General features: G+C 38.1%; 22 protein-coding genes. 15 read left to right on the top strand and 7 right to left on the bottom strand.

All coding sequences use genetic code 11. From position 1 onward, the window contains the following. Positions 1-231 precede the first annotated feature (231 nt). Together CD138_RS14100 and CD138_RS00195 are read right to left on the bottom strand one after the other, a co-directional pair. Complete coding sequence (locus CD138_RS14100) at positions 232-405, bottom strand: hypothetical protein (RefSeq protein ID WP_019169609.1); 174 nt, start codon at positions 403-405, stop codon at positions 232-234. Then, positions 393-1,274 carry a LysR family transcriptional regulator gene (locus CD138_RS00195; protein WP_019169610.1) on the bottom strand — a complete coding sequence of 294 codons (882 nt, stop codon included), beginning with the start codon at positions 1,272-1,274 and terminating at the stop codon, positions 393-395. Before CD138_RS00195 ends, CD138_RS14100 begins: the two co-directional genes overlap by 13 nt. Before the next feature lie 198 nt (positions 1,275-1,472). On the opposite strand from CD138_RS00195, the gene CD138_RS00190 reads away from it, so the two are divergent. The 7 genes from CD138_RS00190 (at position 1,473) to CD138_RS00160 (ending at position 11,133) form a co-directional block, all read left to right on the top strand. Further along, positions 1,473-2,777, top strand: a complete 1,305-nt coding sequence (locus CD138_RS00190) for a YjiH family protein (protein WP_019169611.1) — start codon at positions 1,473-1,475, stop codon at positions 2,775-2,777. A gap of 18 nt (positions 2,778-2,795) precedes the next feature. Next, positions 2,796-4,463: a urocanate hydratase gene (gene hutU, locus CD138_RS00185; RefSeq protein WP_019169612.1), complete on the top strand. Its 1,668-nt coding sequence runs from the start codon at positions 2,796-2,798 to the stop codon at positions 4,461-4,463. Further along, complete coding sequence (gene hutI / locus CD138_RS00180) at positions 4,460-5,707, top strand: imidazolonepropionase (RefSeq protein WP_019169613.1); 1,248 nt, start codon at positions 4,460-4,462, stop codon at positions 5,705-5,707. Before hutU ends, hutI begins: the two co-directional genes overlap by 4 nt. 1,051 nt (positions 5,708-6,758) lie before the next feature. Further along, complete coding sequence (locus tag CD138_RS00175; RefSeq protein ID WP_019169614.1) at positions 6,759-7,949, top strand: SulP family inorganic anion transporter; 1,191 nt, start codon at positions 6,759-6,761, stop codon at positions 7,947-7,949. Beyond that, positions 7,939-9,075, top strand: coding sequence for a M20 peptidase aminoacylase family protein (locus tag CD138_RS00170; protein ID WP_019169615.1), 1,137 nt, complete (start codon positions 7,939-7,941; stop codon positions 9,073-9,075). Before CD138_RS00175 ends, CD138_RS00170 begins: the two co-directional genes overlap by 11 nt. Before the next feature lie 146 nt (positions 9,076-9,221). After that, entirely contained in the window at positions 9,222-10,523 is a 1,302-nt protein-coding gene (locus tag CD138_RS00165; RefSeq protein WP_019169616.1) for a Na+/H+ antiporter NhaC family protein, read from the top strand. A gap of 103 nt (positions 10,524-10,626) precedes the next feature. Continuing rightward, a complete protein-coding gene (locus CD138_RS00160) occupies positions 10,627-11,133 on the top strand; it encodes an SRPBCC family protein (protein ID WP_174700861.1) in 507 nt (168 codons plus the stop codon). Between the two features lie 116 nt (positions 11,134-11,249). Here the strand turns inward: CD138_RS00160 and CD138_RS00155 are convergent, their stop codons facing one another. Continuing rightward, positions 11,250-11,777: a hypothetical protein gene (locus tag CD138_RS00155; protein ID WP_019169619.1), complete on the bottom strand. Its 528-nt coding sequence runs from the start codon at positions 11,775-11,777 to the stop codon at positions 11,250-11,252. A 189-nt stretch (positions 11,778-11,966) separates the two neighbouring features. Between CD138_RS00155 and CD138_RS00150 the strand changes: the two genes are divergently transcribed. From CD138_RS00150 to CD138_RS00130, 5 genes are all read left to right on the top strand, one after another. After that, entirely contained in the window at positions 11,967-12,887 is a 921-nt protein-coding gene (locus CD138_RS00150) for a bile acid:sodium symporter family protein (RefSeq protein ID WP_019169620.1), read from the top strand. Between the two features lie 257 nt (positions 12,888-13,144). Next, on the top strand, positions 13,145-13,342 hold the full coding sequence (locus tag CD138_RS00145) for a hypothetical protein (RefSeq protein WP_238310460.1): 198 nt from the start codon (positions 13,145-13,147) through the stop codon (positions 13,340-13,342). Between the two features lie 77 nt (positions 13,343-13,419). Next, entirely contained in the window at positions 13,420-14,250 is an 831-nt protein-coding gene (locus CD138_RS00140; protein WP_019169622.1) for a VOC family protein, read from the top strand. A gap of 45 nt (positions 14,251-14,295) precedes the next feature. Beyond that, complete coding sequence (locus CD138_RS00135) at positions 14,296-14,940, top strand: HAD family hydrolase (protein ID WP_019169623.1); 645 nt, start codon at positions 14,296-14,298, stop codon at positions 14,938-14,940. After that, on the top strand, positions 14,937-15,128 hold the full coding sequence (locus CD138_RS00130) for a hypothetical protein (RefSeq protein WP_019169624.1): 192 nt from the start codon (positions 14,937-14,939) through the stop codon (positions 15,126-15,128). Before CD138_RS00135 ends, CD138_RS00130 begins: the two co-directional genes overlap by 4 nt. Before the next feature lie 203 nt (positions 15,129-15,331). Here the strand turns inward: CD138_RS00130 and CD138_RS00125 are convergent, their stop codons facing one another. The 3 genes from CD138_RS00125 to CD138_RS00115 all read right to left on the bottom strand — a co-directional run bounded on the left by CD138_RS00125 (position 15,332) and on the right by CD138_RS00115 (position 16,777). Next, entirely contained in the window at positions 15,332-15,514 is a 183-nt protein-coding gene (locus tag CD138_RS00125) for a hypothetical protein (protein WP_019169625.1), read from the bottom strand. 6 nt (positions 15,515-15,520) lie between these two features. Next, on the bottom strand, positions 15,521-15,856 hold the full coding sequence (locus CD138_RS00120; RefSeq protein ID WP_019169626.1) for a hypothetical protein: 336 nt from the start codon (positions 15,854-15,856) through the stop codon (positions 15,521-15,523). A 66-nt stretch (positions 15,857-15,922) separates the two neighbouring features. Continuing rightward, positions 15,923-16,777, bottom strand: coding sequence for a formate/nitrite transporter family protein (locus tag CD138_RS00115; protein ID WP_019169627.1), 855 nt, complete (start codon positions 16,775-16,777; stop codon positions 15,923-15,925). Between the two features lie 353 nt (positions 16,778-17,130). Between CD138_RS00115 and CD138_RS00110 the strand changes: the two genes are divergently transcribed. Together CD138_RS00110 and CD138_RS00100 are read left to right on the top strand one after the other, a co-directional pair. Continuing rightward, on the top strand, positions 17,131-18,519 hold the full coding sequence (locus tag CD138_RS00110; RefSeq protein WP_019169628.1) for an amino acid permease: 1,389 nt from the start codon (positions 17,131-17,133) through the stop codon (positions 18,517-18,519). Between the two features lie 689 nt (positions 18,520-19,208). Further along, positions 19,209-19,940, top strand: a complete 732-nt coding sequence (locus CD138_RS00100) for a CPBP family intramembrane glutamic endopeptidase (RefSeq protein WP_019169630.1) — start codon at positions 19,209-19,211, stop codon at positions 19,938-19,940. Between the two features lie 54 nt (positions 19,941-19,994). Here CD138_RS00100 and CD138_RS00095 read toward each other — a convergent pair whose 3' ends face one another. Then, positions 19,995-20,696: a helix-turn-helix transcriptional regulator gene (locus tag CD138_RS00095; RefSeq protein ID WP_019169631.1), complete on the bottom strand. Its 702-nt coding sequence runs from the start codon at positions 20,694-20,696 to the stop codon at positions 19,995-19,997. Between the two features lie 452 nt (positions 20,697-21,148). Here CD138_RS00095 and CD138_RS00090 point away from each other — a divergent pair, with 452 nt between their 5' ends. Further along, positions 21,149-21,943 carry an inositol monophosphatase family protein gene (locus CD138_RS00090; RefSeq protein WP_019169632.1) on the top strand — a complete coding sequence of 265 codons (795 nt, stop codon included), beginning with the start codon at positions 21,149-21,151 and terminating at the stop codon, positions 21,941-21,943. Positions 21,944-21,986 lie beyond the last annotated feature (43 nt).

The raw sequence follows: 21,986 nt of genomic DNA, 5'->3' as shown, positions 1-21,986 counted from the left end.
TTTTTTGTTTTGATACATCCTGATTCATTTTATAAGAAAAAGATGGACAATTTATCGATTGCTTGAACTGGGCTGTGCTGATTCTTCAACAGGAGTCTTGCCCAGTTCTTGCAATCGTATTGCGCTTGGTTAACATTTTTACGTTTGACCTCTCACCCCAAAACAAAACCGCTATATCAAGGTAGGGGGGGGATGGGAAAAGGTGATGGATTGATTATGCTTTAACGTTCATTAATTTGTTATATTATTCAAAGCTCTACCTAAAAGCACGATATCAATATATAGGCAAAAAGGCCAATCTTTATATGGCTTTTCTCCGTATTGCCCGAAAATTTCTCTCACATTTGAACTTCCTCGTGTTACGCCTTTCTTTTCATCTCCACCACAATTTGTTAGCCTTTCCATTTGACGTTCCAATATTGGCAACATGCATCGACTAAATCAAAGACGTGTTGATTATATTCACGTTTTTTTGAGTAATTCAGATAGATTGTTCTTTTTATATTTGGTCGAATCTTAATGGCACTCAGTTGGAATGTAGAGTAAGACTGATAATACATTTGTGGAATGACCGCAAAGCCCATCCCCTGGTGTACGAAGTTAGTCGCTGCTTCAAATCGGTCAACTTCCATAATAATATGGGGGCGTTCATCCAAACGCGTAAAATAGTCATCGAGATGTTTACGAACTTGATAGCCACGGTTTGGGACGATGAGTGGCAAATTTTTGATCGACACTGATTTTTGATTTCCAAAGGCATTCTGTGGTGCGAGAACGACATAATCTTCTTGATATAAAGGAAGCGAGATAATACCATCGTGTCGAATTTGGTCGTTCGACAAGCCTAAATGAATATCAAAGTTGATCAATTTTTGAGCTAATTGGTGAGGATCCAATATTTCAGTGATTTGATAATGTTGTTCTGGATGTGAATTCTGATGGGTTTGTATGACAGTCGAAACCCAACGCGCAGTGGATTCAATAATTGCCATTTTAATTTTAGGTGTTTGACTCATTTTCAAATCATACATTTTTTCGATGGACTGATGATAATGTTTTACTAGCTCAATGGCTTCGTTATAAAACTGAATCCCTTTTTCTGTGATTGAAATTTCTTTTGTCGTTCTTTTTAACAGTTGATAGCCTAAATCGTTTTCCATTTTTTTAATTGTTGCAGTCAAAGAAGGTTGGCTAATGTGTAAGGCTTGCGCAGCTTTAGTGAAACTATTTTGATGTACGATTTCGATAAAGTATTCCAGCTGTATAACTTTCATGATGGCCTCCTTATTATAAGTTGAAACTATAAGTGATTAGTTTATTTATATTAGTTATTAATAGCTTAGCATATTACAATGAAGTTAGTTAGTAACAGCATATGGTTAAATGACAGAATAATGAGAATTAATGCAAAGCTAAGGGGAACAATCATTATTTTGTGTAGGATTCACAGTTCAAAGGGGGAGAAATGTGGGATGAAGCATCAAACTGTTAAAGGTAACCAGATGTGGCGCTTTTGGGTTTTAAGTTTGATAGGTGTGATATGTTTCTTTGTACCTTTTCAAATTAACGGGGTGCAAACGATTATTGTCGATCATGTTCATTTAGCAATACGTGCAGGTCTCAAAAATGTGATGCCTTATATTGCTTTAGTCATGATTTTAATAGGCGCTATCTTACCCATCTATCGCAAAGACTATCGAAAAACAAAGACAGATTTTGTGATCGTTGTGGCAAAAGTATTGGGGGCCGTAATCGGCGTCATGTACGTATTTCATATCGGACCAAAAATATTATTTGAAGCCCAATATGGACCGTTTTTGTTTGATAAGTTGATGTTGCCACTGAGTATTTTAATTCCGGTCGGTGCCATCGCCTTATCATTGTTAGTGGGTTATGGTCTGTTGGAGTTTATCGGGGTATTGATGCAGCCTGTGATGCGTAAAGTGTTTAATACGCCAGGTGAATCCGCGATTGATGCGGTCGCTTCTTTTGTAGGCAGTTATTCACTCGGTCTGTTAATTACGAATCGCGTGTACAAACAAGGTGTATATAACTACAGAGAAGCATTAATCATTGCGACAGGATTTTCAACAGTATCGGCAACATTTATGGTCATCGTGGCACGGACACTTGATTTAATGGCGCATTGGAATTTGTATTTCTGGAGTTGTTTAGTGATCACATTTGTTGTCACTGCAATTTCAACTTATTTGCCACCGATTTCAAAAGCGTCGAAAGCGTACTATAACAATCAACAACCACCAGCAAAACCTAAAGAAGAAGGCACACGCATTCAACAAGCATGGCTCGCAGTGAAAAGACAATCACATCAAGCAACACCATTGTTTAAAAATATGTGGACACATTTTGCTGAAGGCCTCGAAATGACAGTGGCTATCTTACCGTCTATTTTGTCTATTGGTTTTATCGGTTTGTTGTTAGCGAACTTTACACCCGTGATTGACATACTGAGTTACATTTTCTATCCATTTATTTATATTTTCCCGATTGCAGAAAAAGCGTTATTAGCAAATGCATCTGCTATATCGGTCATTGAAATGTTTTTACCGTCATTACTTGTCGTTAAAGCAACGATCGAAGTCAAGTTTGTCGTTGCAATCACGAGTGTATCAGCCATTATTTTCTTTTCAGCACTTGTACCATGTATTTTAGCAACAGAAATTAAAGTGCCGATTTGGCAATTGTTATTGATTTGGTTTGTGCGTGTGACATTAACATTATTAATTACAATTCCGTTAAGTCTAATTATTTTTTAAATGAAGGGGAGAAGTCTTATGGTAAGAAATATCCAAGCAAAAAAAGGTTTAGAAATCGAATGTAAAGGTTGGGAACAAGAAGCGGTTTTACGAATGTTATACAACAACTTAGATCCTGAAGTAGCTGAACATCCTGAACGTCTTGTCGTGTACGGAGGTATCGGTAAAGCAGCACGTAACTGGGAAGCATTTGATGCGATTGTGAATACATTACGCCGCTTAGAAAATGATGAGACAATGTTAGTGCAATCAGGTAAACCGGTCGCTGTATTTAAAACGCATGAAGAAGCGCCACGTGTGCTTTTGTCGAACTCAGTGCTTGTACCGAAATGGGCAACATGGGAGCATTTCCATGAGTTAGATAAAAAAGGATTAATGATGTACGGACAAATGACAGCGGGAAGTTGGATTTATATTGGTTCACAAGGGATTGTCCAAGGTACATACGAGACATTTGCAGAGTTAGCGAACCAACATTTTGATGGGTCATTAAAAGGCACAATTACTTTAACGGCTGGATTAGGCGGTATGGGTGGTGCGCAACCACTTGCTGTGACGATGAATGGCGGCGTTGTTATCGGTGTAGATGTGGACCCTACACGTATTCAAAAACGTATTGATACACGCTATTGTGACACGATTACACATTCATTAGATGAAGCGTTAGAAAAAGCGGAACAAGCGAAAAAAGAAGGGCGTGCACTCGCTATTGGATTAGTTGGTAATGCTGCAGAAGTGCATCATGAAATTTTAAAACGTGGCTTCAAAATTGATATCGTGACAGACCAAACCTCTGCACACGACCCGCTTAATGGTTACGTGCCTGAAGGATATAGTTTAGAAGAAGCAGCTGCATTACGAGAAAGTGATCCTGCAAAATATGTCACATTATCAAAACAATCAATGAAAAAACATGTTGAAGCGATGTTACAATTCCAAAAAAATGGTGCAGTGGCATTCGACTATGGGAATAACATCAGACAAGTTGCATTTGATGAAGGGTTAGAAAATGCGTTTGATTTCCCTGGCTTCGTACCAGCATACATTCGTCCATTATTCTGTGAAGGTAAAGGTCCATTCCGTTTTGCTGCATTGTCTGGGGATCCAAAAGACATCGAACGTGCGGACCAATTAATGCGTGAATTATTCCCTGAAGATGAAAAATTAATGCGCTGGTTAGACATGGCAAGTGAAAAAATCGCATTCCAAGGCTTACCGTCAAGAATCGCGTGGCTCGGTTATGGCGAACGTGCAAAAATGGGCTTAGCGCTTAATGAACTCGTCCGTAATGGCGAAATTTCTGCACCTATTGTTATCGGTCGTGACCATCTAGATTCAGGTTCAGTAGCATCACCAAACCGTGAAACAGAGTCGATGTTGGATGGTTCAGATGCTGTAGGGGACTGGGCGATTTTAAATGCATTAATTAACACAGCAGCGGGCGGTTCATGGATTTCAGTACACCATGGTGGCGGTGTAGGTATGGGCTATTCTTTACACGCTGGTATGGTCGTTGTTGCTGATGGTTCAGAACGTGCTGACAGAAGATTAGGACGTGTATTAACAACGGATCCGGGTATGGGTGTAGTGAGACATGCAGATGCGGGCTACGAAAAAGCGATTGAAACTGCGAAAACACGTGGCGTTGATATTCCTATGTTAACTAAGGAGGTAGAAACAGAATGACTTATGATTTACTGATTCAAAATATTAAAGAATTGATTTTACCTGTATCAACTGAACGCCCTTTAAAAGGGAAAGACTTAGATGAATTAAATGTCGTGAAAAATGGTACAGTCGTAGTACACGAAGGAAAAATTGTTTATGCAGGGCCATATACAGAAGACTATGAAGCACGTGAAACGATCGACGCATCTGACCGTGTTGTCTCACCCGCACTTGTAGATGCACATACCCATTTAGTGCACGGGGGCTCACGCGAACATGAAATGGCTTTAAAACGACAAGGCAAATCATATTTAGAAATACTTGAATCAGGTGGCGGCATTTTATCTACGGTAGAAGCGACACGCCAAGCAACTGAAGATGAACTCTTCAACAAGGCTGAGTATGATTTATTAACGATGATACATCATGGTGTCTTAGCGGTTGAAAGTAAAAGTGGTTATGGCTTAAACAAAGAAAATGAATTAAAGCAGTTACGTGTATCTAAACGATTAGAAGAAAAATACGGCTTAAAAATGCGTCACACATTTTTAGGGCCGCACGCCATTCCAAAAGAGGCTTCATCACAAGCTGACTTCTTACAAGAGATGATTGATTTATTACCAGAAGCTCAAAAATACGCAGACTTTGCAGATATTTTCTGTGAGACAGGCGTGTTTACATTAGAAGAGTCCAAACGTTATATGGAAGCAGCCAAAGCACTCGGCTTAAGGGTGAAAATTCATGCTGATGAAATCGATCCATTAGGTGGCTTAGGCTTAGCGATTGAGGAAGAGGCAATTTCTGCGGACCACCTCGTTGCTTCAAGTGACAAAGACAAAGCCAACTTAAAAGATTCAGATACGGTGGCGGTATTATTACCAGGTACAACATTCTACTTGGACAAAGAAAGTTATGCAGACGCAAGAGGTATGTTAGACAACAATGGTGCCATTGCAATTGCGACGGACTATAACCCAGGGAGCTGTGTGACAAACAATTTACAAATGGTCATGGCGATTGCAGCATTAAAATTAAAATTATCACCAGCTGAAATTTGGAACGCAGTCACAGTCAATGCAGCGAAAGCTATCGACGTGGACGCGGGTACAATCAACGAAGGCGATGATGCCAATATCGTCATTTGGCGCGCACCAAATCATGAATACATTCCTTATCATTACGGTGTGAATCACGTTGAAAAAGTCATTCAAAACGGACGTGTCATCGTTGACCGTCAACCGGGATTATTAACAAATGCATAAATAAATGAACAGAAGCGGCGTAGGGCCTTGAAAAAGAGGTGCACGCCGCTTCATCTTTTTTCTACAGTGCATAAATAAGATGAATAGGTTGGAGTCATATCGTCTCCCTAAAAAGCATGATAGTTTTTAATGAGCCACTGATGTCATTGAACGAGGACAAAAATAAGATTGCAAGAACTGGACAAGCCACCCTCCGTATATCACCACCCCAAAAAGCGAGATGAAATGTATTAAGCCATGGATATCAATAAACGAGGACAAAATAAGATTGCAAGAACTATGCAAGCCACTCTCCGTATACCACCACCCCAAAAGCGAGATGAAATGTATTGAGCCACTGATGTCATTGAGCGAGGACAAAAATAAGATTTTAAGAACTGTGCAAGCTTCCCCCTGTATATCACCGCCCCCAAAAGCGAGATGAAATGTATTAAGCCATTGTTATCAATAAACGAGGATACAATTAATATTGCAAGAACTGTGAAAGCCACCCTCCGTATACCACCACCCCAAAAAGCGAGATGGAATGTATTAAGCCATTGTCATCAATAAACGAGGATACAATTAAGATTGTAAGAACTGTGAAAGCCACCCTCCGTATACCACCACCCCAAAAAGCGAGATGGAATGTATTAAGCCACTGATATCAATGAACGAGGACAAAAATAAGATTTCAAGAACTGTGCAAGCTTCCCCCTGTATATCACCGCCCCCAAAAGCGAGATGAAATGTATTAAGCCATTGTTATCAATAAACGAGGACAAAATAAGATTGCAAAAACCATTCGACACTCCCGAGGGAACAAGACGCAGCCGAAAATCCAATTTGGCTTCCAACAAATGTATCCTTTAATCAAGCCAAATTTAGTTGAGGCAAGTCCCCTGGGAAAGGGAGAATGGTAGAAGCAATCGTTAGATGCTCTGTTTTATTATTGTCAATGTCATAGTATGCTCCAAAAACAAAACCATCACGCAAAACCTAAAATAATCAACAAAACCCGATTGCTTTGATATAATATAATGAAATAAAAGGGGATTCGGGGGAGAGGCGGATGGGTCACACAATCCAAAATTACCTCACAAGTTGGAAAGGACACACTTTCCAAAACATCACAGCTGGCTTGCTTGTCGCTTTAGCCATGATGCCAGGTGCCATCGCATTCGCATTCATCGCAGGCGTCAGCCCGACAGTCGGCATATTCAGTACCGCGCTCATGCTCATAGGTATCAGCTTTTTAGGATCACGCACATTAATGGTTTCGGCACCGAGTAGTGGCGTTTCCATTGTTGCTGTAATTATCACTTCGATGTACGGTCAGCAGATGCTCATTGCAGCAATGCTTGTCATGGGCGTCTTTCAAATCATATTCGCATTTTGTCGTGTAGATAAAGCCATACATCAAATTCCAGTACCCGTTGTCGTTGGATTTATGAATGCGTTAGCTTATTTATTATTCACTTCGCAATTGAAACATATTTTTGGACATAATCTCTGGACGTATCTTTTTGCAATACTCAGCTTAATCATGATATTTTTAATCCCATACATAACCGAGCGTATCCCAGCTGCACTCATTTTGATTGTAGTGTTATCGATAGCAGCTAAAATATTTCATGCGGATTTAATAGAGGTCCAAGATTTAGCACGTATTCATCTCGAAATACCGATGATGGGGCTGCCTCACGTTGATTTAACAGGATGGATGGCTGTAGAACTCATCTTTTTTGGTTTAATGTTAGCAATTGTTGCAACGATTCAAACGAGTTTGACAGCACGAATGGTTGATCAATTGACAGCCACTTCTAGCAGTCTCAATCGTGAATCATTCGGACAAGGGCTCACAAATTGCATCATTAGTTTGTTTGGAGGACTTGCGGGAAGCGCGCTAGTCGGACAGTCTAAATATAATATTAAATTAGGTGCAACATCACGACTTTCAACTTTGGTAGCAGGGATCGTAATGTTGTTATTTTTATTCGTATTAAGTCCTCTTGTAGGCAGCATTCCGATGGTCGTTTTAGCCATCGTATTGACACGTATTGCGATGAACGCTTTTGATCGTCAAACGTTGAGATATATTGTCGAGCGACGTTGGTCAGAATTCATGATGATGCTCATTACTTTTCTATTAATTGTCATCGCACATAATTTAGCACTCGGGGTATTTGTAGGCACAGCGGTTTATTATAGTTATCAACGAATTCAAAAATATCGAAAAGGAAGGGATCAACATGGCAGCTGATTTAAATCAACTGATTGCGTGGAGAAGATGGTTTCATCAAAATCCAGAACTTTCAAATGAAGAATTTCAAACAACAGCACGAATACGTGAAATTTTAGAAAATCACGATATTCGAATACTCGATCTACCATTAAAGGTGGGGCTCATTGCAGAAGTCGGTGCAGGAGAAGACTTGCTTGCCATTCGTGCAGATATCGATGCGCTTCCGATTCATGAAAAAACAAATGTAGCATATCAATCGCAAAATGATAATGTGATGCACGCCTGTGGTCATGATATTCATATGACATCGATGCTCGGTACAGCAGTGAAATTAAAAGAGATGGAATCAGAACTACCAGGGCGCGTCCGTATCATCTTTCAGTCTGCCGAAGAAACCGGAGATGGGGCACCTACAATAGTCCAAACAGGCGCATTAGATGGTGCGTTAGCGATACTTGGTTTTCATAATGATCCAACGTTAAAAGTTGGTGAATGGCGAGCAAAGGCAGGGCATTTAACGTCGAATGTAGATCGTTTCAATATTCGCATTCAAGGTCGTGGGGCACATGCGGCTATGCCACATAATTCGATAGACCCACAAATCGTTTTAGCTCAACTCATTTCAAGTTTACAAACCATCGTAAGTCGTAATCTTGCGCCTTATGATAAAGCTGTCGTTACAATCGGTCAAATTCATAGCGGTCACACGTGGAATGTTATCCCACAAGAAGCCATGGTAGAAGGGACAGTCCGCAGTTTTAAAGCAGAAATTCGAGATCAAGTTGAAGAAAGAATGACACAGATTTGTGAAGGCTTAGAAAAGCAATTTAATGTGAAAATAGATTTGGATTATCACCGTTTAACTGCCTCTGTCGTCAATGATGAATCGTTACAACATATGGCGTTAGAAGTGGCTCAAGCTGTTGGTTATCAAGCAAAAGTGTTACCACGAGCATTGACGATTGGTGAGGACTTTTCGGGCTACCAAGCTGTGGCACCTGTTCATTTTGCGATGATTGGCTCGGACAGTGAATATCCGCTTCACCACGAACAATTCCAACCGAACGAACAAATTTTAGACAAGGTACCTGAATATTTTATAGCTTTCATCCAACGTTTATGGGATAACTATTTAAGTCGTTGACGGTCACACGGTTTTCATGTATTGTTTAACAGTAAAATTCAATAATTCACATGTAATGACTTTTTGTTTTTATAAAAGATATAAAAATTAAGTGAAGGAAAGCACATCATATTGAAAGGATAGGCTTTTCGTTAAGGAGATTATATATGTTAAAACAAGAGCATGAGCACAGTAGTCCATGGGCGCTCATTCCGCTAGTCGTATTTATCAGTATCTTTTTAGGTGCCGGCATCATCACGAAAGACTTTACTTTTATGCCATTAAATGTTGCGGCAATCATTGGTGTTGTTGTGGCATTAATGATGAATCGACAGGAGACATTTGCGTCAAAAGTAGAAGTTTTTGCACGTCAGGCAGGCCATGCCAACATTGTGCTAATGATGTTTATCTTTTTATTGGCAGGAGCCTTTTCAAAAACAACTGAAGCAATGGGGGGTGTGACCTCTATTGTCAATTTAGGGTTATCATTTATCCCGCAAAACTTCCTCATCGTCGGACTTTTTATCATTTGTATGTTCATTTCTATTTCAATGGGAACTTCTGTTGGAACCGTTGCAGCGATTGCCCCAGTCGGTTTCGGTATTAGTGAAGCAATTGAAATACCAGCTGCACTTGCGATGGCCACAGTCGTTGGAGGTGCCATGTTTGGTGATAACTTATCCATGATTTCGGACACAACGATTGCCGCAGTTCGAACGCAAAAGACGCAAATGAGCGATAAATTTAAAGTCAACTTTCGTATCGTTGTGCCGGGAGCAATCATCACGATCATCATTTTATGGTGGCTGACGCATGGTTATGATGTGACGCAAACGAAAACATATGACTTTGAGTGGGTGAAAGTGATTCCGTACTTACTCGTGTTGATTTTGGCGGTCATTGGTATCAATGTCGTGTTAGTCTTGTTAGGTGGGATTCTGTTGTCGTCTCTGATTGGTTTAATCGATGGCTCATTTAACTTAGGCGGTCTATTAAAAGCGGCGTCAGAAGGTATACTCAGCATGCAAGATATCGCGATGATTGCTTTGCTCATTGGTGGTATGATAGGGCTTGTGGAACATCATGGTGGGATCACTTGGCTACTGAATTTCGTCAAACGTCGTGTCAAAACAAGACGTGGTGCAGAACTTGGCATAGCAAGTCTTGTCAGTGTTGCTGATATCTCAACAGCAAATAATACGATTTCAATTATTATGGCTGGCCCACTTGCGAAAGACATTGCAGAAGAATATGATATTGACCCAAGAAAATCGGCGAGTTTGTTAGATATATTTGGCAGTGCATTTCAAGGTTTTATCCCCTATAGTCCGCAGCTGATTGCAGCAGCAGGCGTGGCGAGCATTTCACCTGTGGCGTTGTTGCCTTATTCCATTTACCCTGTGATGCTTGCGATTTGTGGAATAATCGCCATTTTATTTAATCTGCCGCGCTTACGTTCTCATCGCTAAAGAGGTTTTAGATAAACGCAATGATGAAAACACAACTTCATTTAGTTCTTGATGGATTTAAGTTACAATGGAAGTTAACCGAAATGAACGAAAAGCATGGAGAATGGAAGTGAAGCATATGCAAAATGAATGGGTAGAAATAAAACTTGTTCGTCTGATGAAAACGTCGCCATCCAATGCGTATGATGCGTGGCTTGATCCTGATCAATTAATACACTGGTTTATGACTTCACGCCGAACGAATCAAATCATCGACAATCATCCTGTTGAAGGTGGCCATTATCAAATTGTCGACCTACGTAAAGGCAAACGAATTGAAGTTATCGGCACGTACCAAACATTAAAGGAAGGCGAACAAATTGTAAAAACGATTCAGATGCCGGAACTTAGTGAACACGTAGATGAGATTGAAGTCTATTTTGAGGAACGCGCACCAGGTATGACAGAGATGACGTTTCATTATCGAGGCATGGTGCCTAAAGAGCGCCGATTGACCAATCTTGAATATAAACAGAAAAAGAAAGCTTATCACGACCATACTGCACATGGTTTTGAACTGATGTTTGATGTGTTACAACGTGAATTAGAAGCAGAATTTGAAATGGAATAAATATCATAGATGAAGATGAAACGGTACAGGCAAATGCGCTGTGCCGTTTTTTATGCATTCAATCAAGCAGTGGGATGACATCAACGCCATGCCACTGAAGAAGGGTGCTGGAAATACTACGAAATACGCATTTTGTGGAAACTTCGTGCAGCTGTGTTCGCATGATAAATATCAATATTGCGCGTTGCTAAAGTGCTAATTAACGCACTCATGATTTCTGCGGTTGTCGTCACTTTCAAAATGTCTTTTGCAAAACTATAAATCACGCGTTCGCTCTGAAAGCCGTTTAAAATATCAATCACTTTATCTTTAATGAACAGATCGTCCAAACCATCAATCATTAACTCAAAGCGATGTTCTTCGTGAGGGCGTTGTTGCAATGGTTTAACAGCATCAAGTAATTGGAAAGGGACGATTTGGTATATACGGTAATGATGGAAGCTCAAAAAACTAATCAAATAAGGCAAAGCTTGTTTAGGTAAATGAATTTTGAGTAAGTAATTGTGCTGATGTTTTAGCCATTCCATTTGAATTGTAGCGTGGAGGTTCATTTCATGTAATAGCTTTAATAATTTTCGTCTGGCAAAGCGGCTTGTCATATGATCTATATTTAAAATAAATGTCTCTATTTTATCGATTATCATTCTAATTCCCCATTATCAATATTGTTGCATTTATTGTATCACGAGTCATTTGTATTTTCAGTAAGACTAAAGATGTAAAGTGATAATGATTGATGTGAATTTAAACTATATATTTATGGAAAAAGCGTTGTGCACGACTTCTAATTATGGTAATATTCTGATTATTAATTGCATTGGGGAGTGAATGCCATGTTACAACGATTAGGTCGATTTGCATCTAAAACATTTTTATTATGGATGCTTTTGGCAAGTATTTCCGGATTTTTGATTCCGGATATTTTTAAAAGTTTCGGAACGTTTGTACCGTATTTGTTAGGTATTGTGATGTTAGGGATGGGTTTAACGGTGTCAGTTAATGACTTTAAATTAATCCTAAAAGAACCGAAAGCAGTTTTAATTGGGGTCATTTTACAATATACGATTATGCCTCTTTCAGCATATGCAGTCGTAAAGCTATTTCATTTACCAGCCGATATTGCGATTGGCGTACTGTTAGTAGGATGTTGTCCAGGAGGTACGTCGAGCAACGTCATTAGTTATTTGGCAAAAGGTAACGTGCCATTGTCTGTGACGATTACAACGATTTCAACAGTACTTGCGTCGTTCATGACACCATTTTTAATGTTTGTTTTAGCACAGGAATGGATGGATGTTTCTTTTATGGCGATGCTTATTTCAGTCGTTAAAGTTGTACTTGTTCCATTAGTATTAGGTATTTTGATTCAAAGATTTCTTAAACCTGTGGCGCATGTGGGGGAAGATATTTTACCACTCATTTCAGTTATTGCGATTTCAGTCATCCTAGGTGCTGTCGTTGCGGGGAGTCGTGAACTCATTATTCAAACGGGTCTACTCATCTTCTTAGTCGTAGTGATACATAATGCGATTGGTTATTTATTAGGTTTTTGGTTCTCGCATTTATTCAAATTAAACTATACTGATCAAAAAACGGTATCGATTGAGGTCGGTATGCAAAACTCTGGCTTAGCCGCATCATTAGCAACCGTTCATTTTAATCCTTTAGCTGCAGTACCAGGCGCAATATTTAGTATAGTCCATTTAGTAACAGGACCAATATTAGCAAAATACTGGGCAGCAAAATCAAAATAGTTGATAGAAAGAATAGACATATCTTGTCGTTAAAAGCGATAGATAGTGTCTATTCTTTTTCATTTCAAGATGATGTACTCAAAGATTGCTAGCTGTTTTACTTTTTTATTAGGTTATGCGAAAATAATGTTTAAATATATATAACAACGAAGCCTAAAAAAGGGTGTGATGTAAAAATGATGATTAAAATGCTACAAAATTACTTTATCACGGTCTCAATATTTTTTATGATGTTAGTGCTTTCAGTAGGTTTTTTGATGAATTTTCCGAATGGATTTACCCTGTTACTTTCGTTGACAGTGATTTTGACAATGATTAACTTTAGTATTGAAACGTGGCTCTTGCGCGCAACATTACCAGAACGAAAAGTACGTTTTATTCAAACACTCGTCTTTCCATTATCGATCATCATTATTGGTGTTGTCTGCTTCATACTCCTACCAACTATGTCCTAATCATATCTATTGCAATCTCTAGATATAAAAAATATACTTTATGTAAATCATAGTTAGTTAATACTGGAGGGATTATCGTGAACATTACAGGACATCATCATATCTCAATGTACACAAAAGATTTAGATCAAAACAAAGCATTTTATATTGAAACATTAGGCTTACACTTAACTAAAGAAACAGTCAACCAAGATGATGACGGTATGGTGCACATCTTTTATGGTGACCAACAAAACACGCCGGGTACATTACTGACATTTTTTGAAATTCCAAATGCTGGTGCGATGCGTAAAGGGACGAATATGATTGCAAGAATAGGGCTACTTGTTCCGAATGAAGCGGCATTGGATTTCTTTGAATCACGTTTACAAGGAAAAGCGACAAACATTTCAAGAGGCAGTTATATGGAACAACCGGCACTCTATTTTGACGATCCAGATACATTGTCGTATGTCATGATGGTGAATGGTGATGCTGTAATTCCAGAAGGATGGCAAAATCCAGTCGATAATGACATCCCAGCAGAGTATCAGATTTTAGGATTAGGACCGATTGAAATTCACGTTGCAGATGCACAGAAAACGTTAGACTATTTACGGGACACTTTAGATTTTAAAGATAAAGCGCAATTTGGTGAGCAAACTGTTGTAGCAATTGATGATAAAGGATATTACTCTGACCTTGTCGTCATCGAAAAAGATGGACCGAACGTAAGACCAGGGCGTGGTTATGTGCATCATCATGCGCTCGCAACAGAAAATGATGACACATTAAACCAACTCGTCACATTACATGATGATTTAGCAGGCAAACATTCAGGTGTCATTGATCGAATTTGGTTTAAATCACTTTACTATCGTCAGAATAAAATCATGTATGAATTTGCAACGTTAGCACCAGGGTTTTAACAATCATTGAAGAAAGCGTAACCAAGGATTTAGGAGGAAGTAAGCATGTATCGCGCAGTCATTTTTGATTTTGATGGTACGATTATCGATACCGAGCAACACTTATATGAAACAGTGAATCGTTATTTGAATGAGGCAGGGCATGATAATATGAGTGCAGATTTTTATCGCTCTAACATTGGTGGTCGTGCTTTAGGGATTCACCAGCATTTACTCACTCATTTAGGAGAAACGTTAACAGATCAAGTTTATCAAGAACATTATGGAACAGCAGGACAACTGCCTTTAAGACCTGGTGTACTTGAACTCATGCAACAATTGCATCAACGTCACATTCCGATGGGGATTGCTTCAAGTAGTACAAGACAGCACATTGAATCATTAGTTCAGAAGTTAGGTATCGAAAAATATATTTCAGTGATTAAAGGTCGAGAAGATGTTGAAACAGTGAAGCCAGCACCAGATTTATATTTAGCTGCGGTACAAGCATTGAATTATAGTCCAGCACATTGTTTAGCGATTGAGGATTCAGTGAATGGTGCGACAGGTGCGATTCGTGCAGGACTTGATGTGATCGTAAACCCAAATCCATTTACGGCTCAGAGTGATTTTTCAGAATTGGACTTGCTTGCCAAAGACGTGGATTTGAGTCAAGTCGTCGCTCAATATTTTGATGGAGTACAGCCATGAGTTTAGAAATGATTTTATTTTTCATCGTGGCGCCTTTAATCATCATAGTTGGTAATTTAGTATTAGCGCCCCGTTTTCAAAAACATATTCCGATGCGCATTCATGTGTTATCAACTGTAACGGGATTGATTGTTTATGCAGTGCTTGCTTCAATCATGTATTACTTTTTCTTACAAGGGAAAATTTAATGTTTAAGCGTAGGTTTCATGCTCATTTGAGAGGATGTGATCTGCGCTTTTATTTTGGAAGTCGAACTGTGGCATTTCTTACAAAGCGGTTGCTTCAATGTGGGGAAAAGTGATTACGTTGCCTATGGTGTATAGAAAAGAGAAAGTTCATGACACCGCAAGTTCGATCAAAGACACATCAGTTGCGATGTCATGAGGTTTGATTATGTTAATAATAAGATGGCGGCAATAATTAACACTAATAGCATGGCATCTACACCAACCATTAATTTATAGCGTGTGTTTTCAGTGCCATCTTTAGAAGTTTTATACAACATATAGGCATTAGGAAGAAAACTAATTAACAGAATTATTATGACAATGATACCAATCATCTGTGTTGACATCTCTCATCACTCCTTTGTATAACGTTGTCGTATAACACCGATTATAAAGCCAAGCATGACGCCGATAACAAGTCCTAGCAATGCATACCCGAACCACTGCCCAACTAAAATGCCTAGGATGATACCAATGAGCAAGGGTGGGCCATAGATACGTTTTCTTGTGTCATGACTTAAAATCGTGAAGATGCCGAAATACAATACCGCAAAGACAATAGCAACAAGCATTGAACGTAGCCATAACGTACTTGTCGTATATGTGGACTGTGATTGATTTAAGAAGAAAAAGATTAAGCCTAACATGATTGAGATGAAGACACCTCTAATGATACGTGCGCGATCCATAATATGCTCCTTAAGCTTTGAATTGTCCCTATTATAACACAAACCGCTATCAATGAAGTCGTGTATTTAGTCGATCAATGATTGCTTTTTGTTTTCTTTTTTAATCACTTTAAATTGACCATGATCGTTAAGATACGCATAGAATAGGCCGATGATAAGGCCACCTCCGATATAGTTTCCCAGTAAGGCACCTATCACATTTTTTGTCATCAGGAGCAAGTTCACAGCATCTGTTTGATAAATGGCACCTGCGATAAACAGACACGCATTATAAACTACATGTTCAAAACCCATAAATGCGAAAATCGTCACGCCGAACATCATGACAAATATTTTAGCCAGTACATCGTCAATTTGCATAGCAATGACTAACGCAATGTTAATAAAGAAATTTGCGAAAATTGCACGAACTAATATGTTTTGAAAACTATAGTCATAAATTTTTACTTGTATTGTATGTGCTAACATTTGTAGCATGTCGGGTGTCATCACATTAGAGAAGCGTAGTAAACTAAATAATATGACAGCCCCAATCATATTCCCAACAAAACATAATGTGAATATTTTCAGTACACGTGTAGGGTGGATTAAGTGATAGTATAAACCAACAGTAAAATACATGAAATTACTCGTCAGCAGTTCAGAATTTGTGAACAATATTAACACGAGCGCAAAACTAAAAGTAAACGCACCAGCCATATTCACTATACCAGGTGCGACATCAGGTGCAAATGTTGTTTTAACGGTTAATACAAAAACGGTAATAATGCTAATAATAAATCCTGCCATCATTGCTCTTAATAAATAACGCCTCAGGTAAAAGCTTTGTAGTACATCTTTCTTTTGAATCGTCTCAATAATATTTGAAACCCACTTGCGACCATAAAAAATTGTATCCCATTTAATATTAGTATCTTTCATGAATAAGATTCCTTTCTTAAATAATAAACTTAGTATAAGCAATCTAAATATAAATGTGAATATAATCACAAACAAGCAATGTGACAATATTTTGACGATTATAGATGTAAACGCTATCATATCAAAATACGTTTTCGTATAAAACACTTAAGTGATATATGCGTTAGTTTTTAAGGTAAGCGTTGAATGAGTATCCAATAAAGTGTATCGAGGTTAATTTTAACTTGAAAATGAATGGGTTAACATTTGTAATTTTTTCTTCAAATTCTGATAGTTTATAGTATAATAGCGACATGCACGGTTCAACATCAATTTGATATGAGTAGGGGTACAAAAGGAGATGGAACGTTGTCATGGAAGATAATCAATTACACAGAGGACTAAGTTCTCGACAGATTCAAATGATCGCACTCGGAGGTACTATCGGTGTTGGTTTATTTATGGGGGCATCAAGTACGATTGCATGGACAGGCCCCTCTGTAATTTTCGCATATTTAATTGCAGGTTTGTTTTTATTTTTAATCATGCGTGCAATGGGAGAAATGGTCTATCTTGATCCGTCAACTGGTTCATTTGCAAACTATGCAACAGATTACCTTCATCCTGTTGCGGGTTACGTTACAGCATGGGCCAATATCTTTCAATGGATTGTTGTAGGTATGTCGGAAGTTATCGCAGTCGGTGCATATATGAAGTTTTGGTTTCCAGAGTTACCTACATGGATTCCAGGCGTGATTGTAATTGTTATGTTAACAGTTGCCAATGCAGTGTCTGTAAAAGCATTTGGAGAGTTTGAATTCTGGTTTGCGATGATTAAAATCGTGACTATTATTTTAATGATTATTGCAGGTTTCGGTTTGATTTTCTTCGGCTTAGGGAACGGAGGCAATCCGATCGGTCTGAGTAATCTTACAGCACATGGTGGTTTTATGCCGAACGGTTGGCTAGGATTTTTCTTTGCTTTATCTATTGTTATCGGTTCATATCAAGGGGTTGAGTTGATCGGTATTACAGCAGGTGAAACAAAAGATCCTCAAAAAAATATTAAAAAAGCAGTCAACGGCGTTATTTGGCGTATTTTAATCTTTTATATCGGTGCCATCTTTGTCATTGTAACAGTATATCCTTGGAATGAATTACATGACATTGGTAGTCCATTTGTTGCTACATTCGCAAAAGTCGGGATTACGGTTGCTGCAGGTTTAATTAACTTTGTTGTGATTACAGCAGCGATGTCTGGTTGTAACTCAGGTATTTTCAGTGCAAGTCGAATGATTTTCACTTTAGCACAACATCGTCAATTACCAGCAGTATTTACAAAAGTCATGAAAAATGGTGTACCGTTTTACACAGTATTAGCAGTATCGATTGGTATTTTTATCGGTGTGATTTTAAATGTTGTATTACCACAATTTATTGATGGTTCTGAAAATATTTTCGTTTATGTGTATAGTGCATCTATTTTACCAGGGATGATTCCATGGTTTATGATTTTGTTTAGCCATATTCAATTTCGAAAGAAATTTCCAGAAAAATTAGAAAACCATCCTTTCAAAATGCCATTTGCACCAGTAACGAACTATCTGTCTATCGCATTTTTACTATTGGTGTTAGTCGCAATGTTTATCAATAACGAAACTCGAGTATCTGTTATTATCGGTTTCTTATTCTTAGGTTTTATGGCTGTATTTTTCTTCTTACGCGGTTATCATAAACGTGACAAAGAAGATTTTAAATTATAGAAGTAACAAGTATCGTGCTGTATTTTGGGAAAGAGATACATAACGATATCATAATAGTCGAGCTTATATTTGCATTATTGAGATGAATCCGTGCTTCAATATGCGTGTCCGTTTTTAATAGTAAAGCGTGTTAAGTGGGATGGCTGATGTCATTCCGCTTTTTTATTTTAATGTAAGGGGATATGCGGTGTTTCAAATGTCATCTCACATATTTGAAAGTATGCGCGTGCTTGTATTATTTGCTGAATAAAACATTGATTCAATTTGCTTTGACTTCCAAATTCAATAGGGACCAATGGATTGTGGTACAAGTTGTAAAGGCAAATATAATAGAGGTCGAAAGGACAGAGATGATAGGCATGCAGTTGAAGCGGTTGAGATGATTGCTGATAATACGAGTGGACTCTGGATTTTAAAATTGTTAATATGCCTTGAGATTGTTCGTTATTTCGAGCGTAGTTTAAATCATATGCAATGATTAAGTCTAACAATTCATTGAGTGCTTTGAGTGCATGTAAATAATTAGAGGGTTCAAAACCGTTCATCAGTAGCGTCCTTTCATGAAATAATATATATTATAACAAGAATCATAAAAGTGCGTAAGTGTTGTATAAAACTGTAAAAAAAGTCACAGGTCTGTGATATGTAGACAGCCTTTCGTTCATTTTTAAAGGAAAGAGAGTATTCAAATGTCAAAATATAAATGGAAAGATATTGCTTGGCGGGACTTATTATTAGTTCCTATTGTTCTCATTGCAACATTCGTATTTGGAATATTAGCAGCTGTCATAAGTATTGTATTTTTCAATGTCAGTGAGACATCGCTATTAACTGATTCTCATGCACTTGTCGTACAAGTCATTGCGACCGCAGTTGCCTATTTGATTGTGATCCTCAGTTTTTACTTGTTACATTATAAAACGATGGGACAACGCTTTATGAAAGGTCTTCAAGGGATACGTCAATATCTATTCTGGATTATAGGCGCTTATTTCGTTGCACAAGTTGCATCCATGCTTTATGGATATTTACAACAGTTTTTGCCCGAACAATTTCAATATGACACGACGCAAAACGGGATGCTTATCGACCAACTTTTTGCTATTCCATGGTTTACTCCAATCAATTTTATGATGATTGTTATTTTAGCCCCAGTCGTTGAGGAAATTTTCTTTCGTCATATTTTAATTGGAGAGTTAGGTAAGAAGTTAAACTTTAAAGTTATGGCCGTCATTTCAGTCTTATTATTTGCGGGGGTACATGTCCTTCAAGCGACCTCCCCGTTCGAAATTGTTGATTACTTAATTTTAGCCATTCCACTTGTGTTCCTCTATATGAAAAGCGGGCGCAATTTAGGTGTGTCGATTGCTTTTCACATGTTAAATAACTTTATTTCATTCATCATCACACTCTTGTTGTAATGAAATTTATGCATAGAAAAACCAATGTTACGCTTTGTAGGCATGACATTGGTTTTATTGTTGTTCTATATTTTTTAAATACGTTTCGTAATTATCCAGTGTTATATCGTTTGTCTGTATTGATTTTTGGAAAGAATATGAAATGTCTTCAATGGTAGCAATATCGACATACTGTGTATAATCACCACCAATATGATAAACAATCGCTTGCCAACCGTCATGACGTGCAATCAAGCCGATAAAAATGACGTTTTCAAAGCGCAGTTCGCCATTAGCATCGATCTTATAATCAATGCCCATCACTTTGCGTTCTTGACAATAAATCAAAATATCACTAAATTGAACGGGCAAACGTGGGTGTTGACGTGTTTCGTATAAAACGTATTGGTCCAGTTGGCGTAATGTACGTCGAATATGTGTATAAGGTTGTTTTAATATTTTTTGAATAAGGTGATTCGTCGCTTCTTCATACGGTAATGTCGACTGTGTTTGGCTCTCTTTCAATATTAAATAGAGCGCTTGTAATTCTGTTTGTGTCAAATTCAGTTGATAGTAATGTTGACTTTCTTGAAGTTGGTAGCCCCCATACATCCCTGCATGTGCGACAATTTGAACCCCTTTATTTTCTAATTCTTGCATGTCACGTAAAATAGTGCGTTTAGAAACATGGAGAGCTTGTGCTAATTCAAGGGCAGTCATTGGTTTGTCTTGTTGAATCAAGGCCAACAGTTTCTTTTGCCGTGCTTCTTTATTCATACGAACACCTCCCAAACATGTTTAACAATATTATAGCATATCGATAAAATAATTATAGTGAAAGACTTTTTGAACGTACTTGCAAGACGGAGTGAAAAATGTAAATAAAAAATACGAAAAATTTCTAGAAAACGCTTACATTTATGGAAAGTATATGTTATAGTGTAGTTAGCTACTAGGGGGGATGGTACAAGAAATGTTCAAATAAAGGGGTAGCTATCAAAGTTGATAGTAATGTTTGAATCATGGTTGTACTAATTCTAGTTTAACATCTTCAATATTTATTACTTACTTTCCTTTCTATGCCGGTTGGTTTACGCCAACCGGTTTTTTTCATTCACATGATAGATGTTGTCTTCAATCATCATTTTAATTTTTAACTTCGTATGTTTTCCCAAAAAGCAATCTTTCTTCTGTATAATAGAACTAATATAGATAAAGAGGTGATACATATGTTATCTGAATCACAACGTCATACGATAGATCAACATGTTCAACAATGGATTCATCAAATGTCTCAAGAAATACCTGAACTGATTCAACAAATTCAAACCGATACGAAGTCAAGTCGTTTTGATCTTGTGACGAATGTTGATCGAACGATTGAATCGAGATTTGAACAATTTTTAAAAACGCATTATCCAGATCACCACTTATATGGAGAAGAAGCACATCATGAAACGCATCATTTAAGAGAGGGCCATACGTGGTTGATTGATCCTATTGATGGGACAGCAAATCTAGTTAAACAGCAAGATGATTTTTGCATGATCATTGGCTATTTTTTCGATGGGGAGCCACAACTTTCGTATATTTATGATTATCCAAGACAAAAATTGTATCGTGCTGTAAAAGGGAGCGGGGCATTTTTAAATGACATCCGGATGCAACCTGTAACACCGCAGTCACTGAAAGACAAAATTATTTCATTTAATAATCGTGTACTGAATGATGAGACAATGCATGCACTATTAGATGCTTCATTTGGTTATCGTCTCATCGGTGCGTGTGGGCTTGATTCAGCGCGTGTCATGACAGGACAGTTCGGGGCGCATATTCATACGAATGCAAAACCTTGGGATATTGCGGCTCAATTTTTATTTGCGCAAGAACTTGGTTTGAAGATGACGGATTTCGAACAACAGCCGATTGATTTTGTTCATGGTGGTCCGTTTATTATCAGTAATCCAGGTTGCTATGAAACGATCTTAGACATATTATTATCCAATGGTGGTTATCAAAAGTAGTGTTGCGTCTAAAGACCGATTTCAATAGGTGAACTTTTCTGTA

Origin of the sequence: Staphylococcus intermedius NCTC 11048 (genome assembly GCF_002902385.1) — a bacterium.
Classification (GTDB): Bacteria; Bacillota; Bacilli; order Staphylococcales; family Staphylococcaceae; genus Staphylococcus; species Staphylococcus intermedius.
The sequence above is the reverse complement of the archived record's forward strand: the minus strand, read 5'-3'. Positions and strand labels throughout refer to the sequence as shown.

Bases quoted from the DNA above. Each gene is read 5' to 3' on its own strand.
- CD138_RS14100 (WP_019169609.1), bottom strand. From the start codon at position 405: ATGGAAAGGCTAACAAATTGTGGTGGAGATGAAAAGAAAGGCGTAACA.
- CD138_RS00095 (WP_019169631.1), bottom strand. From the start codon at position 20,696: ATGAATAAAGAAGCACGGCAAAAGAAACTGTTGGCCTTGATTCAACAA.
- CD138_RS00150 (WP_019169620.1), top strand. From the start codon at position 11,967: ATGTTACAACGATTAGGTCGATTTGCATCTAAAACATTTTTATTATGG.
- CD138_RS00115 (WP_019169627.1), bottom strand. From the start codon at position 16,777: ATGAAAGATACTAATATTAAATGGGATACAATTTTTTATGGTCGCAAG.
- CD138_RS00155 (WP_019169619.1), bottom strand. From the start codon at position 11,777: ATGATAATCGATAAAATAGAGACATTTATTTTAAATATAGATCATATG.
- CD138_RS00135 (WP_019169623.1), top strand. From the start codon at position 14,296: ATGTATCGCGCAGTCATTTTTGATTTTGATGGTACGATTATCGATACC.
- CD138_RS00175 (WP_019169614.1), top strand. From the start codon at position 6,759: ATGGGTCACACAATCCAAAATTACCTCACAAGTTGGAAAGGACACACT.
- CD138_RS00090 (WP_019169632.1), top strand. From the start codon at position 21,149: ATGTTATCTGAATCACAACGTCATACGATAGATCAACATGTTCAACAA.
- CD138_RS00130 (WP_019169624.1), top strand. From the start codon at position 14,937: ATGAGTTTAGAAATGATTTTATTTTTCATCGTGGCGCCTTTAATCATC.
- CD138_RS00110 (WP_019169628.1), top strand. From the start codon at position 17,131: ATGGAAGATAATCAATTACACAGAGGACTAAGTTCTCGACAGATTCAA.
- CD138_RS00120 (WP_019169626.1), bottom strand. From the start codon at position 15,856: ATGGATCGCGCACGTATCATTAGAGGTGTCTTCATCTCAATCATGTTA.
- CD138_RS00125 (WP_019169625.1), bottom strand. From the start codon at position 15,514: ATGTCAACACAGATGATTGGTATCATTGTCATAATAATTCTGTTAATT.
- CD138_RS00145 (WP_238310460.1), top strand. From the start codon at position 13,145: ATGAATTTTCCGAATGGATTTACCCTGTTACTTTCGTTGACAGTGATT.
- CD138_RS00170 (WP_019169615.1), top strand. From the start codon at position 7,939: ATGGCAGCTGATTTAAATCAACTGATTGCGTGGAGAAGATGGTTTCAT.
- CD138_RS00165 (WP_019169616.1), top strand. From the start codon at position 9,222: ATGTTAAAACAAGAGCATGAGCACAGTAGTCCATGGGCGCTCATTCCG.
- hutU (WP_019169612.1), top strand. From the start codon at position 2,796: ATGGTAAGAAATATCCAAGCAAAAAAAGGTTTAGAAATCGAATGTAAA.
- hutI (WP_019169613.1), top strand. From the start codon at position 4,460: ATGACTTATGATTTACTGATTCAAAATATTAAAGAATTGATTTTACCT.
- CD138_RS00190 (WP_019169611.1), top strand. From the start codon at position 1,473: ATGAAGCATCAAACTGTTAAAGGTAACCAGATGTGGCGCTTTTGGGTT.
- CD138_RS00195 (WP_019169610.1), bottom strand. From the start codon at position 1,274: ATGAAAGTTATACAGCTGGAATACTTTATCGAAATCGTACATCAAAAT.
- CD138_RS00100 (WP_019169630.1), top strand. From the start codon at position 19,209: ATGTCAAAATATAAATGGAAAGATATTGCTTGGCGGGACTTATTATTA.
- CD138_RS00160 (WP_174700861.1), top strand. From the start codon at position 10,627: ATGGAAGTGAAGCATATGCAAAATGAATGGGTAGAAATAAAACTTGTT.